Here is a 13,752-nt window from a genome sequence, read left to right on the forward strand (position 1 = left end):
GCCACTCCCGATAGCTATCGGGATTCACAGATTAGAATGATTTCATCTGCCAAATCTGCGTAATCTGCGAGAACAAAATTTATAGCCAAAGAAAACAATCCATAAATCCATATACTCTATGACAAAAAAAAATCCCACAAATCTGCCCAAATCCGCAAAATCTACGTGAAATAATTTTAAGCCAAAGAAATAAATCCATTAAAATCCATGCAATCCGCGGCAAAAGAAATCAGCAAAAACCCGCCTAAATCCGCGTCATCCGTGCGCCATTTCACATTTCACATTTCACATCTCACCTAGAACAATCACAAATAAATCATAAAAAATTTGGATAAATGACCAATCGGTCATATATTTGCAAGGTAAAATAAGAGCTATCATGGCAAAAGGAGAAGAAACCAGACAATTCATCATCGATAAAGCAGCACCCATCTTTAACACAAAAGGGATCGCTGCAACCTCTATGAGCGATATTATGGAAGCGACCAAATTGTCTAAAGGCAGCATGTACGTTCATTTTGAAAACAAAGAAGTTCTGGCCTGCGCTGCCGTAGATCATAATATGAAAGTATTAGGCGATAAACTGATGGCGAAAATCAGCCAAAGCAAAACAGCCAAAGAAGAACTATTTACGTATATCGATTTTTTCAGCAATGCGGTAAACCCGCCCCTAACAGGAGGTTGTCCGTTATTGAATTTCGGAACAGAAGCAGATGACACCAACCCTGTTGTAAAAGAAAAGATCAATCAGGGAATAAAATACAATCAGCAATTATTAGAAAACAGCATTAAAAAAGGCATCGCCAACGGTGAATTCAAGCCCAAATGGAATGCCGGAGAGTTTGCCACCGTAATTTTCGCCATGATGGAAGGAGGTCATTTAATTTCAAGAATGTCAGAAAACAACGATAAGATGCAAATCATCGTCAAAACCCTCAAAAAAACCATAGAGAAAAACAGCCTCTAATTTTTTTTATTAAAAAAGTGACCTATCGGTCACTTTTAAAAAAGATTCAAAGAGGCAAAGTTACAAAGGGGCAAAGATCGATAGTCAACAGGAAGCATATAAACAGTTACACAATTAAACAACTAACAATTCACATTTAACAACTCACATTTCACCATTAACAATTAAAAATTCACAATTATCATGAAAACAATCTTAATTTCAGGAGCATCAAAAGGATTCGGAAGAGCCTGGGCAGAAGCATTTTTAGCAAAAGGATACAAGGTAGCTGCAACAGCAAGAAATATTGATACCCTGGCTGACTTAAAAGCACAATATGGAGAAGCAATTCTACCTCTTAAACTAGACGTAAACAATCGTGACGAATCGTTTGCAATAGTAGAAAAAGTACACCAACATTTCGGGGCCATTGATATCCTGATCAACAATGCCGGTTATGCCTTAAACGGTGCGGTAGAAGAAGCTAGCGAACAAGAAGCAAGAGCACAATTCGAAACCAATTTCTTCGGAACTTTATGGTTAACACAAGCCGTTTTGCCTATCATGAGAAAACAACAAAGCGGTCACATCATTCAGGTTTCTTCTATTTTAGGAATTACCACTTTACCGGTTTTAGGTCTTTACAACGCCTCTAAATTTGCGGTTGAAGGTCTTACTGAAACTTTAGCTCAGGAAGTAAAACAATTCGGAATCAACGTTACTTTGGTAGAACCAAACGGTTATTTCACTGATATCTGGGGTAACACATTCAACAGCAAACCCATCGACGCTTACGACGGTCTTAAAAAAGCGATTGCAGAAGGACATGATCCTGACACTTTCGGACAAACAGGCGCTACAGTTCCGGCCATCATCAAACTAGTCGAAGCCGAAAACCCACCTCTACGCCTATTCCTAGGAAAAGTAGCTTTACCATTCACCAAACATGCCTACGAACAAAAACTAGCCACCTGGGAAGAATGGAATGACGTTTCTGTAGCAGCACACGGATAATTTTTTTTTAAGTTGATTGCAAAACGAGATTGTTTCTTTTTTAGGAAATGATCTCGTTTTTTTTGGTTTTTGTTTGTTTTGTTTCAGGTTTCAACTTAAGCAGCAGTTTTTATATTAGATTATTTCTTAAAATAGATTATTTCTTAAGCCGGCTATAAATCAAAGTTTAAATTTCAAATCTTACTTTTTGCTTCTTTCTTCTTTCTTCTATATTCTATTTTCTTGCATCTTGTCTCTTGCTTCTAACATCTCAAAATTAACATTACATCTTCCCCTTAAAATCTTACATAATCCCCATCTCAAAACCTATCAACAATCTCAAAAATTTAACTTCATTTCCAATTTTAAAGCAATCAAAACCCTTATTTTTATGTAATTATTGATATTTTCTTTAAACAGCTGTTAAATTTTCAATAAAAACTAATCGTTAATTCTGTAAGAAAACGTATATTTGAGAAAACAGTATATTTAAATAAAGTGCAGAAAAAATCAAAAACACATAGTTTTATATTCCCCAAAACTCCAACCGGAGTTGACGGACTGGACGAGATTACAAACGGAGGTTTCCCAAAAGGGCGCCCTACTTTAATCTGCGGAGGTGCTGGCTGTGGGAAAACATTAATGTCAATGCAGTTCCTGATTAAAGGAATCACCGATCATAACGAAACCGGGGTCTTCATGTCGTTTGAAGAGCCGTCGGACGACCTTACATTAAATGTCAAATCACTAGGTTTCGACATTGAAAAACTTAAAAAAGACAAAAAACTGGTAGTGGATCACGTGCGCGTAGAGCGATCAGAAATTGAAGAAGCAGGCGAATACGATCTCGATGGTTTATTCATCAGATTAGAATACGCTATCGATTCGGTAAAAGCGACAAGAGTAGTATTAGATACCATAGAATCTTTATTTGCAGGTCTGGACAATCAGGCGATCCTGAGAGCCGAACTGCGCCGTTTATTTCATTGGCTTAAAGCCAAAGGAGTAACAGCAATCATAACCGGAGAACGCGGCGAAGCAACCCTTACCCGTCAGGGATTAGAAGAATACGTTTCAGACTGCGTTATCGTACTGGATCATCGTGTGATCGAACAAGTTTCGACAAGAAGGCTCCGAATCGTGAAATACAGAGGATCTACACACGGAACCAACGAATATCCGTTTTTGATTGACGAAGACGGAATTTCAGTATTGCCTATTACGTCTCTAAAACTCGATAACGAAGTTAGTTCTGATGTCGTTTCGACAGGAGTTCCGGGCTTAAACGATATGTTTCACGGCGGCGGATTTTTTCGCGGGAGCAATATCCTGGTTTCAGGAACAGCCGGAACAGCCAAAACAACCGTGGCCTGCTATTTTGCCAATGAACAATGCGAAAAGAACGAAAAAACCATCTATTTCGCCTTTGAAGAATCGCCACAGCAATTGGTTCGCAATATGAGATCGATTGGTATTGATCTTCAAAAACACATTAAAAAAGGAATTTTGCAGATCCATTCTTCACGTCCTTCGCTGAACGGATTAGAATTGCATTTGCTTACGCTTCGAAAACTAATTAAAGAGTTTCAGCCAACTACTATAATTATTGATCCTATAAGCAATTTGATCACCGTAGGAAGTGAACACGAAGTACGTTCGATGCTGGTAAGACTTATTGATATGCTGAAAGCACACAATATAACGGCTCTTTTTACGTCTTTAAATAAACAAACCGATAATTTCAGACCCGATTTGGCTGAAGAATCCGTATCGTCATTAGTCGATACCTGGATCACGGTTCGCGATATGGAAGGCATTGGCGAAAGAAACCGTGGGATATTTATTATCAAAGCGAGAGGCATGGGCCATTCCAATCAGGTTAGGGAATTTGTGATTACGAGTAAAGGAATCGAATTGCTGGATGTAGAACTAGGTCCGAATGGAATCCTGACCGGTACAGCAAGACAAACTCAAAAAAACAAAAAAACTATATCAGATATTAAGCTTCAGAACGAAATTAGTCGAAAAGACAGAGAAATTGAACGCAAACGCAAAGTTCTGGAAGCCAATATAGAAGCACTTAGAAACGAATTCGAATCGGCACAGGAAGAATTAAGCTCCCTGAAAGCCACAGAAGAATTACAGGCAACATTTTCTAAGAAAAAATAACAACAAGATGAAAAAAGAAGTCGTAGCCGAATGGCAGTTACTGCTCTATATAGCAGGTCAAACGCCAAAATCGATCAAAGCACTTGAAAATATAAAAAAGTACGCAGAAGAACACCTGGCAGGGAAATACAGCATCGAAATTATCGATTTGCTGAAGAATCCACAATTGGCCGAAGGTGATCAGATTTTGGCTGTACCAACCTTAGTCAGGAAATTTCCGGAACCTATTCGCAAGATCATTGGCGATCTTTCAAATGAGGAAAGAGTGCTTGTAGGGCTTAATATTAAACCCTTAAACACTTAAAAATGGACAATTCAGCTGATGGGACAAGTACAACCAAACATAAGTTCATGCTTTTTGTTTCGGGTATGTCTGTTAAATCAGGACATGCTATCGAAAATTTACGCAAAATATGCGACAAACATCTCCGCGATAACTACGAACTGGAAATCGTAGATATTAGCCGGGATACAGAACAGGCTGTCATACATCAAATTGTAGCGATCCCAACTTTAATAAAAATACAGCCCGCTCCACGGCGAATCATTTTAGGCGATTTGTCAGACAAGGAAAAGGTATTGAGAATACTTAATTTAAGTGAATAGAATTTGATAGTAAACGATAAAAATATTGACTCCTTATTGGCAGAAATTGAATCGTTAAAGCAACGGCTTTACGAATCAAACAGCATCATTGATGCCATAAAAGAAGGAGATGTTGATGCCCTTGTGGTCAACACCAACGGAACACCGCAGCTGTACTCACTGGAAACAGCCGATTATACATATAGACTGCTAATCGAGAAATTCAGACAGGGTGCCCTGAGTATTGCCAAAAATGGGCTGATCTTATATTGCAACGATTATTTTGCAAAACTGGTCAATACGCCCTCAGAAAAAATTATTGGGAATTACATACAGGAATTTTTCGACAACCCTTCGCAATTTGCTACACTTATCGAAGGCTTAAAATTGGGTCTTGGCACACACGAAATCCTTTTTAAAAGCGATGGTGGCTCCCCTACTACTTTTCCGGCCTATATTTCCCTCACCGATCTTGAACCTTCAGTAGACGCGATCGGAATCGTAGTGATTGATTTAACCGAAAAGAAAAAACACGAAGAAGCGTTAATCCAACATCAGGCAGAACTCGAAGGCAAAATCAACGAGCTCAACCGAATCAACAGCAGTCTTGAAGAATTCATTCACGTGATCTCGCACGATTTAAAAGAACCGCTTCGGAAAATTGTCATGCACAACGGCAAAATTGACGGCACCTATCTTAACGAAATTGATTCCAAGTCCATGAACATCATCAAATTCTCGGTGTTGCGTCTTAATTCGCTCGTAGATGATCTGGTGCAATATTCTTCGCATACCAAACAGGAAGAACGGGGCGAAGTCAATCTGGCCGCCGTTATTACAGAAGTAATCGAAGATCTCGAAGTCATTATCACCGATAAAAATGCGAAGATCAAGACCGGAAACCTGCCCGTTATAAAGGCATCAAGAGTGCAAATGCGCCAGCTTTTAGCCAACCTGATTTCGAACGCCATTAAATACAGCAAAGCAAACATCCCGCCTGTTATACAAATTCTGGAAGCCGATGCCACAGATGTTGAAGTTCCACAACAAAACACTAAATTTGTCAAGATTCAGATCAAAGACAACGGAATTGGAATGGAATCAAGCCATTTGCTTAAAATTTTCACCATCTTTCAGCGCCTACATGCCCGAAACGAATATTCCGGAAACGGTATAGGCCTGGCGATCTGTAAAAGGATAATGGAAAACCATTCCGGAAACATCACTGTCGAAAGTACACTGAACGAAGGAACAACTTTTAATCTTTACTTTCCAATTGTATAAAATGCCACAAAAAAAACTTCATATCATAATAGCCGAAGATGACGAAGACGATGCCGATGTAATCTCTGAAATCTTCAACAACAACCCCAGTTTTGCGAAAGTGAGCCTCGTAGCCAATGGCGAAGAACTGCTCCATTTCCTAAAAAATGCGGCAAACGAAAACCCGGATGTGATACTGACCGATATTAACATGCCCATACTCAACGGCATCGAGGCCCTGCAGGAAATTTTAAACCACAACGACCTCAAAAACATTCCCTGCTTTGTCTATTCCACTAGCATAAACCCTTCTTACAAACAAAAATGCGATGTACTGGGCGTAAAAGGCTATCTCATTAAGCCCTACTCCTACGAGGCTTTCGCCGAAATCCCGCAGACGATTTTAAGTAGTATTGAAGAATAAAAATATAAAACGAGATGTTTCTTTTAGAGAGGGTCTCGTTTTTTTTTGGAGCTGTTTCCCGCTATCCACTTGTATCTTTTGTGGTGAACCCCACCACAAAAGGATTTCCCTTCCCATCAGGGCTAGTGAGTTGGTTTTATAAGAAGATATATTTTGTTCTTCATTTATGCTAACAATTCACCATCAACTACCAGCCCTTCACAGCCCCACCTTTAAACTCACGAACGGCCACCTGCTCTACTTCGGCAGATTGGAATGCCTGAAGAAACTGTTTTACCTTTTCCCCATTTTTATTGTCTTCACGGCTTACAACCAGATTTACGTAAGGAGAATCTTTATCTTCTACAAACAAGGCATCACGTGCCGGAACCAAGCCTGCCTGAGACGCAAAAGTGTTGTTGATAATAGCAATCGAAACATTTTGATCATCTAAAGCACGAGGCAATTGAGGCGCTTCTAATTCTAATATTTTCAGATTTTTGGGATTATTTACAATGTCTGTTACTTTAGGCAACAAACCAACTCCTGCACGGAGTTTCAATAAACCGTTTTTTTCTAAAAGCAATAGTGAACGTCCACCGTTTGTTGGATCATTTGGAATAATGATCGTGCTTTCGTTTTTCAATTCAGAAAGGCTTTTTATTTTTTTAGAATAAGCCGCAATCGGGTACACAAATGTTTTTCCGATAATGGCCAATTTGTAACCGCGTTGTTTAGACTGCTCATCTAAATAAGGTTTGTGCTGAAAAGCATTGGCATCAATATCGCCCTGACTCAACGCTTCGTTTGGAATTACATAATCATTAAAAGACACCAATTCCACCTCAAGTCCGTATTTTTCTTTGGCTACTTTTTTAGCAGCTTCTGCTACTTTCAATTCTGGTCCGGAAGCAACTCCTACTTTAATATGATGCGGATCGTTCTTTTTGTTTTCTCCACAATTTGATAAAACAAGTGATAAAGCTATAATTCCGGCTGTTTTAAAGAAATTTAATTTAGTATTCATCTTTATATTTTTTAATTTTTAATTCTAAGTTTTTAATTGACAACTATCTGTGGTCAAATCGTTTTGATAAAGTATCGCCGGCAAACTGGATTAAGAATACCAGAATTACAAGTAAAGCCAAAACCGAATTCATGGTTACGGCATCATACCCAATATAACCGTACTGATACCCCACTTGTCCTAAACCACCTGCTCCTACTGCTCCACCCATTGCAGAATACCCTACAAGCGTAATTAAAGTGATAGAGGCTGCATTGATTAAAGAAGGTAAAGCTTCCGGCAGTAATACCTTATATACTATTTGAAAAGGTGTTGCGCCTAAAGCTCTTGCGGCTTCAATTAATCCAGATGGCAAACTTAAAAGACTATTTTCTACCAATCGTGCAATAAAGGGTGCTGCACCAATACTTAATGGAACCAGTGCCGCACTAACGCCAATAGAGGTTCCGACAATCACGCGGGTAAACGGAATCATCCAGACAATTAAGATAATAAAGGGAATCGAACGGAAAATATTCACCAAAATAGATAACACTCGATTTAAAACAGGCTGTTCTAATATTTGATTTTTACGGGTAAGGAAAAGCAAAATACCTGTTGGAAGTCCTAGTAGAAAACCGAAAAAACCAGACAAAAATGTCATGACGATCGTTTCCCAGGTTCCTTTTAATAATAATTCAATAATGGATTCAGACATAACCTATGATTTCTGTTTTAATATGTTTTGATATAAAATACTCGATTGCAGCTTTGTAGTTTTCGCGTTTACCGGATAACTCGATCAGCATAATCCCAAAATTAACTTCGCCAGCCTGATCCATTTGTGCGCTAATAATTTTAAAATTAGTATCAAACAATCTCGAAACTTCTGAAATGACAGGTTCATTTACTGATTTACCAGTCATTTCAAGTCTTAATAGTGGGTTTAAGTTTGTACCATCTTCCTTTTGTAATCTTTCCAGATAAACAGCAGGAATATCCAGATGCAAGGAAGAGACAATAAATTCCCTTGTCAGTTCGTGTTTAGGGTCGGCAAAAATTTCGCCTACACTTCCCTGCTCTATTAGTTTTCCGTGACTAATTACCGCTACTTCATCACAAATTGATTTAACCACTTCCATCTGGTGTGTAATCAATAAAATCGTAATATTAAGTCGGCGATTGATATCCTTTAATAAGTTCAGAATAGATCTTGTAGTGGCAGGATCAAGCGCGCTTGTTGCTTCGTCACACAATAAAACTTTTGGATTATTGGCCAATGTTCTGGCAATGGCAACTCTTTGTTTTTGTCCTCCCGAAAGACTTGCCGGATAATCATTTGCTTTTTCGCTTAAGCCAACTATTTGAAGCAATTCTAAAACCCGCGTTTTGATCGCTTCTTTTGAAACTCCCGCTAATTCCAAAGGAAAAGCAACATTCTCAAAGACTGTTCTCGATGAAAGTAAATTAAAATGCTGAAAAATCATTCCGATTTGCCTTCTTTCAATAGCAAGCTGAGCGTTTGATAATTGTATTAGCGATTTTCCATCCACAATAATTTCTCCTGAAGTTGGCCTTTCCAGTAAATTAACGCATCTGATTAAAGTACTTTTTCCTGCTCCCGAAGTTCCGATTACACCAAAAATTTTCCCTGGCGGAACCTTTAGCGAGACATCCGATAGCGCCGAAACAATTCGGTCTTTCTGATGAAAAGTTTTACTAACGTTTTTTAATTCAATCATTCTTTAATTTTAGTTTAAAAACAAAAAAGCCTTTCAAATTACTCATGAAAGGCTTTTTGAAAAAATAGTACTATTTTATATAGAAGCCCATACAATCATTACAGTATCCCAGCACATCATTTTGTTGCTGTTATAATAATTCTTCATATTATAGCTCTTATTTCTCATTGCGTTTGCAAATTTAAAGAGTATTTTTTGATTTTACCTCATAAATCATCAAAACTTTTATTAACCTATCAAAATAGTAGATTAACTCATTTTATTCTACATTCAAATTCTACATTCAAATTCTACATTCAAATTCTACATTCATATTCTACATTCATATTCTACATTCATATTCTACATTCCATTCCGTCCTCAAAAATTTTCTTAAAGCTGTTTTCCTTCCATAAAACCTCTAAACTCAATCATTATAAATTATTTTAATAATACTAAAAAATTATTAATTTGATTAATAAACATACTCGCCCTAAATTTGCCTCATCAAAATCAAACAATTGATTTTAAATAATTAAAACAACTTAAAAAATAGAAATCATGAAATTTACAAGAAGAGCAAACGCAAATTGGAAAGGTACTGGGATGGAAGGAAAAGGAACCATCAGTACACAAAGCACAACTTTAAACGAAGCGCAATTATCTTTCAAAACCCGTTTTGAACAAGGAGTTGGAACCAACCCTGAAGAATTAATCGCAGCGGCACATTCAGGCTGTTTCACCATGCAATTAAGCTTTTTATTATCTGAAGCTGGTTTTGTTCCGGAAGATTTAGATACTGTAGCAAAAGTTACTTTCGAAGACGGAACAATTACTTTAATTCAATTAGAACTAACCGGAAAAGTTCCTGGAATTTCAGCAGAAGATTTTCAACTGGCAGCTCAAAAAGCAAAAGAAATTTGCCCAATTTCAAAATTATTAAACACTGAAATTACTTTGGCTGTAACACTGAATTAATTTCAATATCAAAAATCAAATATCAACATCAAAAATTAATGACAATTTCAATGTCAAAATCTAAAATCAACAATTTAAAATCTAAAATCATTATGAAAACACTATCTATAAAAGAACAATTGAAATCTTATTTCCTGTTCGCCGCTTTAATCTTAAGTTTAGTATTTACAACTGTAAATATCAACGCACAAACTAAAACTACTGTTCCACAAATCAAAAACGTTGTATTGGTACACGGTGCCTTCGCAGACGGTTCAGGATGGCAGGGGTTATACCAAATTTTAACTAAAAAAGGATATAACGTAACTATTGTTCAAAATCCGTTGAGCTCATTAGCAGATGATGTTGCTGCAACTAACTTAGCTTTAGACAGACAAGATGGACCAACTATTTTGGTAGGACATTCATGGGGCGGAACTGTAATTACAGAAGCCGGAAACCACCCAAAAGTTGCAGCATTAGTTTACGTAGCGGCTTTACAGCCTGATAACGGAGAAAACTCTATTCAATGGTTACAAACTGCGCCTCCAGCTCCTGAAAATGGTGTATTGGCTCCAGATGGCAAGGGAATTGCTTACTATGACAAAGCTAAATTCCACGCTGGTTTTGCCGGAGATATAAGCAAAGAACAAGCTGATTTCATGTATGCTTCTCAAGGTGCTTTCCACGCACAAGGATTTGGAACACCTATTACAAAAGCAGCCTGGAGAGATAAACCTTCTTACGGAATTGTAGCAACTGAAGACAAAAGTATCACACCAGATATTCAACGTGCGATGTACAAACGTTCGAACACAAAAATCACAGAAATAAAAGGAAGCCATGTGGTTTTTATTTCGCAACCAGAGGCTGTTTCGAAAGTTATTATCGCTGCTTCTAAGAAACAATAATTAGTTCAAATTTGATCTAAATATTTAAACACATAGAAACATAGGTTTTTATACTGTAAAAAGGCGTTTCACTTGTTTCACGACACATAGCTATGTGTTTTCAAGCAAGTGAAACGCCTTTCTCTACAAAGGAAAACTATGTTTCAATGTGTTAAAATTACATAAACTTACTAACGGCCTTTACAAAATAAGGCGAATCGTTCCAGCGTATTTTTCTATACGCAAAATCTTTTTTGAGGGAGTCCGGGAGGGAATTCCAGATGGCTTCGTTCATTTTCTCCAGGATTAATTTCTTTGAAAACGAATCGGAAACTACCAGACTGATTTCTCTTACAGGAATAGGTTCCGTGAATGGTTTAAAAAGTCCTGATGGTGCATCGTTCAAAATAGAAAGCTGTGGAATAATAGCAAATCCTAAATGCGCGCGGACTAAATTTTTTAAGGTTTCAATCGAACTGATATCGTAGGTAAACTGCTCTTTTATTTTATCTGAGGATTTTAAACCGCAGATATCCAGTAATTGTGCATTATAGCAAAACTCGTGATGTAATAACAATAATTCAGTTTTATCTCCGGGCTGCATTTCATAAAACGCTTCTTTCGCCATGGGATGGGATTCATTCAAATACGCAACAAACGGTTCTTTAAAAATAGGATGTTCAATCAAATTGGGATTTCCGGTTGGTGTTGCCATTATAGCCACATCAATGGTTCCCGTTTCTACATCTTTCATCAACTGACCGGTATTGGATTCCCTTATAATGAAATGTACTTTTGGAGTTGCCTCTTTCATCGCTTTAATAAACAACGGAATCAAATAAGGCGATAAAGTGGAAATGATACCCACTTTGATCTCCCCTTCTAACAGGTTTTTTTCATTCACTACAAAATCCCGAATTTCATCTGCCTCGCGAAGAATTTTTTTTGCTCGATTGATAATCTCGATTCCTAAAATAGTTGGCGTCAATGGTACTTTATTCCGATCAAAAATCTTTATTCCGATTTCTTCTTCAAGATTTTTTAACTGAATGGTTAGTCCGGGTTGTGTTACCATGCAAACTTCGGCAGCTCTTGCAAAATGGCGTTCTTCGTCTAAGGCTACAATATATTTTAATTGCTGGATCGTCATTGATTATAATTTTATTTTATAAAGATAGAAAAATATCAATTTTGATTATAAAAATGTAGAGATTTTAGCACAAAGTGCATGAAGATTTTTTGATGTGGACGGCTTTGTAAAAACACAAAGTTCACAAAGCTATGTGAATATAACTTTGTGAACTTTGTGTATCCCGATAACTATCGGGATTGCGCACTTTGTGGTAAAATGTCAAAGTTGTTCAAATTTCATTTAATTAGGCAATTTGCTATCCCCCATCAAAGAATCCAATTTCTTCAATTTCGCTCCCCAGAATTCATCAAAGAAAGAAATCCAATTCTTCAATTCATCAAAGCCATCTTTTTTGAGACTGCAATACCGTTCACGCCCACTGTCTTCTATGGAGATAAAACCTGCATTATATAAAATCTTCACATGTTTGGAAACTGCAGGACGACTCATATCGAAATGATCAGCGAGCGAATTAATGGTCAGACGGTCTTCGCACAGCAGGGAAAGCATTTTCCTTCTGCTTGGGTCTCCAATGACCTGAAATACATCAAGAGCTGGTGTTGCCATATTATACGTTTAATAAATTGTTTATTTTTTCGAATTTCTCCAGCCAACCGTGGTTTAAACCATTGAAAAAATCAAAGTTTTCATCTTTGTCAAATCCGTTATGTTCCAGATAAACTTGTGTGCCTTTTTCTGTGGGATCGAGTTTCCAAATCACAACTGATTCAAGCGTGATCTTCTCATCCCCTGGCCCACTTTTCCAGGAATATGACAATTTTTTGTATGGCTCAATTTCCAAAACGGTACAATAAAAAGTACCATCGAAATCTAAATCCGGAATCGGGTTGATTCTAAATTGAAAATCGGTTCCCACTATTGGTTTAAAATTATTTTTCATTAACCAAAGAGCCATTAAGTCTGAGTCTGTCAGGTATTGCCAAACCTTTTCAGGGGAATGAGCAAAAAAATACTGATGTTTGATGCTTCTTTTCATAATAAGTAACTTTTAAGTTACACAAATATATAAGTAACTTTTGAGTTACACAATTATTTTCAAAAAAAAAGATAACAATGTTCCGTTTAGAACAAAACCTAAATAACCTATTGTCAATTATTTAAAACAAAAACATGGAAATTTTATAACATTTTTAAAAAATTCTATAATTTTTAGCAAAACCAAAATCTCAAATTGTACGTATGTATCAATATACGATACTCTGGAATGGCTTAAATTCAAATGGAGAAGTTTTTGGAGCATATTGAGTTTAATGACCTTCCGGGTTATCGTTTTATTTCGTTAAATTTTATAAAAGCCGTAAAAGTTTGGAAAAGACTGAAATTCAGAGATTAAAAAAGAGTTTGCAATATTTGGAAAGTAAACAGCGAGAATTTAAAAAACAGCAGGACAATGATACTCGCAGTATTGAATCCATTATAAAATATCTAAAAAAAGACATGATCCAACAGTTTAACCTAACGGATTATGATTCATTAATCAAACAACAGATTAAAGACACAGATGTTTTTATTGTCCATGTCAAATATATGATAGAAAGTATTTTTTCAAATTCAATTTGAGCGCTGAATTAACTTTCACCACAAACAAAAAAGTATGGCAATCGGTTGCTCTTAAATCATAAAAAAACTCCTTCAAATTAAAATTGAAAGGAGTTTAATATATTAG

General features: G+C 36.8%; 16 protein-coding genes. 10 read left to right on the forward strand and 6 right to left on the reverse strand.

Annotated elements, in window-relative coordinates:
- The first annotated feature begins 379 nt into the window (after nt 1-379).
- The 7 genes from Q7C23_RS12975 to Q7C23_RS13005 all read left to right on the forward strand — a co-directional run bounded on the left by Q7C23_RS12975 (nt 380) and on the right by Q7C23_RS13005 (nt 6,380).
- Nucleotides 380-967, forward strand: a complete 588-nt coding sequence (locus Q7C23_RS12975) for a TetR/AcrR family transcriptional regulator (RefSeq protein ID WP_375032921.1) — start codon at nt 380-382, stop codon at nt 965-967.
- A gap of 183 nt (nt 968-1,150) precedes the next feature.
- Complete coding sequence (locus Q7C23_RS12980; protein ID WP_375032922.1) at nt 1,151-1,960, forward strand: SDR family NAD(P)-dependent oxidoreductase; 810 nt, start codon at nt 1,151-1,153, stop codon at nt 1,958-1,960.
- A gap of 477 nt (nt 1,961-2,437) precedes the next feature.
- A complete protein-coding gene (gene kaiC / locus Q7C23_RS12985; RefSeq protein WP_375032923.1) occupies nt 2,438-4,108 on the forward strand; it encodes a circadian clock protein KaiC in 1,671 nt (556 codons plus the stop codon).
- A gap of 7 nt (nt 4,109-4,115) precedes the next feature.
- On the forward strand, nt 4,116-4,412 hold the full coding sequence (locus Q7C23_RS12990) for a circadian clock KaiB family protein (protein ID WP_026985338.1): 297 nt from the start codon (nt 4,116-4,118) through the stop codon (nt 4,410-4,412).
- Between the two features lie 2 nt (nt 4,413-4,414).
- The gene (locus tag Q7C23_RS12995) at nt 4,415-4,714 is read left to right on the forward strand and encodes a circadian clock KaiB family protein (RefSeq protein WP_074657902.1); all 300 of its coding nucleotides are present in this window, start codon (nt 4,415-4,417) and stop codon (nt 4,712-4,714) included.
- Between the two features lie 3 nt (nt 4,715-4,717).
- Nucleotides 4,718-5,977, forward strand: coding sequence for an ATP-binding protein (locus Q7C23_RS13000; RefSeq protein ID WP_375032924.1), 1,260 nt, complete (start codon nt 4,718-4,720; stop codon nt 5,975-5,977).
- A gap of 1 nt (nt 5,978) precedes the next feature.
- Nucleotides 5,979-6,380: a response regulator gene (locus tag Q7C23_RS13005; RefSeq protein WP_375032925.1), complete on the forward strand. Its 402-nt coding sequence runs from the start codon at nt 5,979-5,981 to the stop codon at nt 6,378-6,380.
- 187 nt (nt 6,381-6,567) lie between these two features.
- Here the strand turns inward: Q7C23_RS13005 and metQ are convergent, their stop codons facing one another.
- Genes metQ through metN form a run of 3 tightly spaced genes read right to left on the reverse strand, consistent with a single transcriptional unit; the run spans nt 6,568 to nt 9,107 of the window.
- Nucleotides 6,568-7,386 (reverse strand): methionine ABC transporter substrate-binding lipoprotein MetQ, encoded by an 819-nt coding sequence (gene metQ, locus Q7C23_RS13010; protein ID WP_375032926.1) that lies wholly within the window; start codon nt 7,384-7,386, stop codon nt 6,568-6,570.
- 43 nt (nt 7,387-7,429) lie between these two features.
- Nucleotides 7,430-8,083: a methionine ABC transporter permease MetI gene (locus tag Q7C23_RS13015; protein WP_375032927.1), complete on the reverse strand. Its 654-nt coding sequence runs from the start codon at nt 8,081-8,083 to the stop codon at nt 7,430-7,432.
- Nucleotides 8,076-9,107 carry a methionine ABC transporter ATP-binding protein MetN gene (gene metN / locus Q7C23_RS13020; protein ID WP_375032928.1) on the reverse strand — a complete coding sequence of 344 codons (1,032 nt, stop codon included), beginning with the start codon at nt 9,105-9,107 and terminating at the stop codon, nt 8,076-8,078. The genes Q7C23_RS13015 and metN overlap by 8 nt, the downstream gene beginning before the upstream one ends.
- A gap of 540 nt (nt 9,108-9,647) precedes the next feature.
- On the opposite strand from metN, the gene Q7C23_RS13025 reads away from it, so the two are divergent.
- Together Q7C23_RS13025 and Q7C23_RS13030 are read left to right on the forward strand one after the other, a co-directional pair.
- Complete coding sequence (locus Q7C23_RS13025) at nt 9,648-10,064, forward strand: OsmC family protein (RefSeq protein ID WP_375032929.1); 417 nt, start codon at nt 9,648-9,650, stop codon at nt 10,062-10,064.
- Between the two features lie 92 nt (nt 10,065-10,156).
- On the forward strand, nt 10,157-10,954 hold the full coding sequence (locus Q7C23_RS13030) for an alpha/beta hydrolase (protein WP_375032930.1): 798 nt from the start codon (nt 10,157-10,159) through the stop codon (nt 10,952-10,954).
- Nucleotides 10,955-11,111: 157 nt separating this feature from the next.
- Here Q7C23_RS13030 and Q7C23_RS13035 read toward each other — a convergent pair whose 3' ends face one another.
- From Q7C23_RS13035 to Q7C23_RS13045, 3 genes are all read right to left on the reverse strand, one after another.
- Nucleotides 11,112-12,083, reverse strand: coding sequence for a LysR substrate-binding domain-containing protein (locus Q7C23_RS13035; protein WP_375032931.1), 972 nt, complete (start codon nt 12,081-12,083; stop codon nt 11,112-11,114).
- Nucleotides 12,084-12,305: 222 nt separating this feature from the next.
- Nucleotides 12,306-12,632, reverse strand: a complete 327-nt coding sequence (locus Q7C23_RS13040) for an ArsR/SmtB family transcription factor (RefSeq protein ID WP_375032932.1) — start codon at nt 12,630-12,632, stop codon at nt 12,306-12,308.
- A gap of 1 nt (nt 12,633) precedes the next feature.
- Nucleotides 12,634-13,062 (reverse strand): SRPBCC domain-containing protein, encoded by a 429-nt coding sequence (locus Q7C23_RS13045; protein WP_375032933.1) that lies wholly within the window; start codon nt 13,060-13,062, stop codon nt 12,634-12,636.
- Nucleotides 13,063-13,391: 329 nt separating this feature from the next.
- Between Q7C23_RS13045 and Q7C23_RS13050 the strand changes: the two genes are divergently transcribed.
- The gene (locus Q7C23_RS13050) at nt 13,392-13,646 is read left to right on the forward strand and encodes a hypothetical protein (protein WP_375032934.1); all 255 of its coding nucleotides are present in this window, start codon (nt 13,392-13,394) and stop codon (nt 13,644-13,646) included.
- The last annotated feature ends 106 nt before the right edge of the window (nt 13,647-13,752 follow it).

Source organism: Flavobacterium sp. LAR06 (assembly GCF_041946075.1).
GTDB lineage: Bacteria > Bacteroidota > Bacteroidia > Flavobacteriales > Flavobacteriaceae > Flavobacterium.

Bases quoted from the DNA above. Each gene is read 5' to 3' on its own strand.
- metQ (WP_375032926.1), bottom strand. From the start codon at position 7,386: ATGAATACTAAATTAAATTTCTTTAAAACAGCCGGAATTATAGCTTTA.
- Q7C23_RS13045 (WP_375032933.1), bottom strand. From the start codon at position 13,062: ATGAAAAGAAGCATCAAACATCAGTATTTTTTTGCTCATTCCCCTGAA.
- Q7C23_RS13035 (WP_375032931.1), bottom strand. From the start codon at position 12,083: ATGACGATCCAGCAATTAAAATATATTGTAGCCTTAGACGAAGAACGC.
- metN (WP_375032928.1), bottom strand. From the start codon at position 9,107: ATGATTGAATTAAAAAACGTTAGTAAAACTTTTCATCAGAAAGACCGA.
- Q7C23_RS12975 (WP_375032921.1), top strand. From the start codon at position 380: ATGGCAAAAGGAGAAGAAACCAGACAATTCATCATCGATAAAGCAGCA.
- Q7C23_RS12980 (WP_375032922.1), top strand. From the start codon at position 1,151: ATGAAAACAATCTTAATTTCAGGAGCATCAAAAGGATTCGGAAGAGCC.
- Q7C23_RS13025 (WP_375032929.1), top strand. From the start codon at position 9,648: ATGAAATTTACAAGAAGAGCAAACGCAAATTGGAAAGGTACTGGGATG.
- Q7C23_RS13040 (WP_375032932.1), bottom strand. From the start codon at position 12,632: ATGGCAACACCAGCTCTTGATGTATTTCAGGTCATTGGAGACCCAAGC.
- Q7C23_RS13030 (WP_375032930.1), top strand. From the start codon at position 10,157: ATGAAAACACTATCTATAAAAGAACAATTGAAATCTTATTTCCTGTTC.
- Q7C23_RS13005 (WP_375032925.1), top strand. From the start codon at position 5,979: ATGCCACAAAAAAAACTTCATATCATAATAGCCGAAGATGACGAAGAC.
- Q7C23_RS12995 (WP_074657902.1), top strand. From the start codon at position 4,415: ATGGACAATTCAGCTGATGGGACAAGTACAACCAAACATAAGTTCATG.
- Q7C23_RS13015 (WP_375032927.1), bottom strand. From the start codon at position 8,083: ATGTCTGAATCCATTATTGAATTATTATTAAAAGGAACCTGGGAAACG.
- Q7C23_RS12990 (WP_026985338.1), top strand. From the start codon at position 4,116: ATGAAAAAAGAAGTCGTAGCCGAATGGCAGTTACTGCTCTATATAGCA.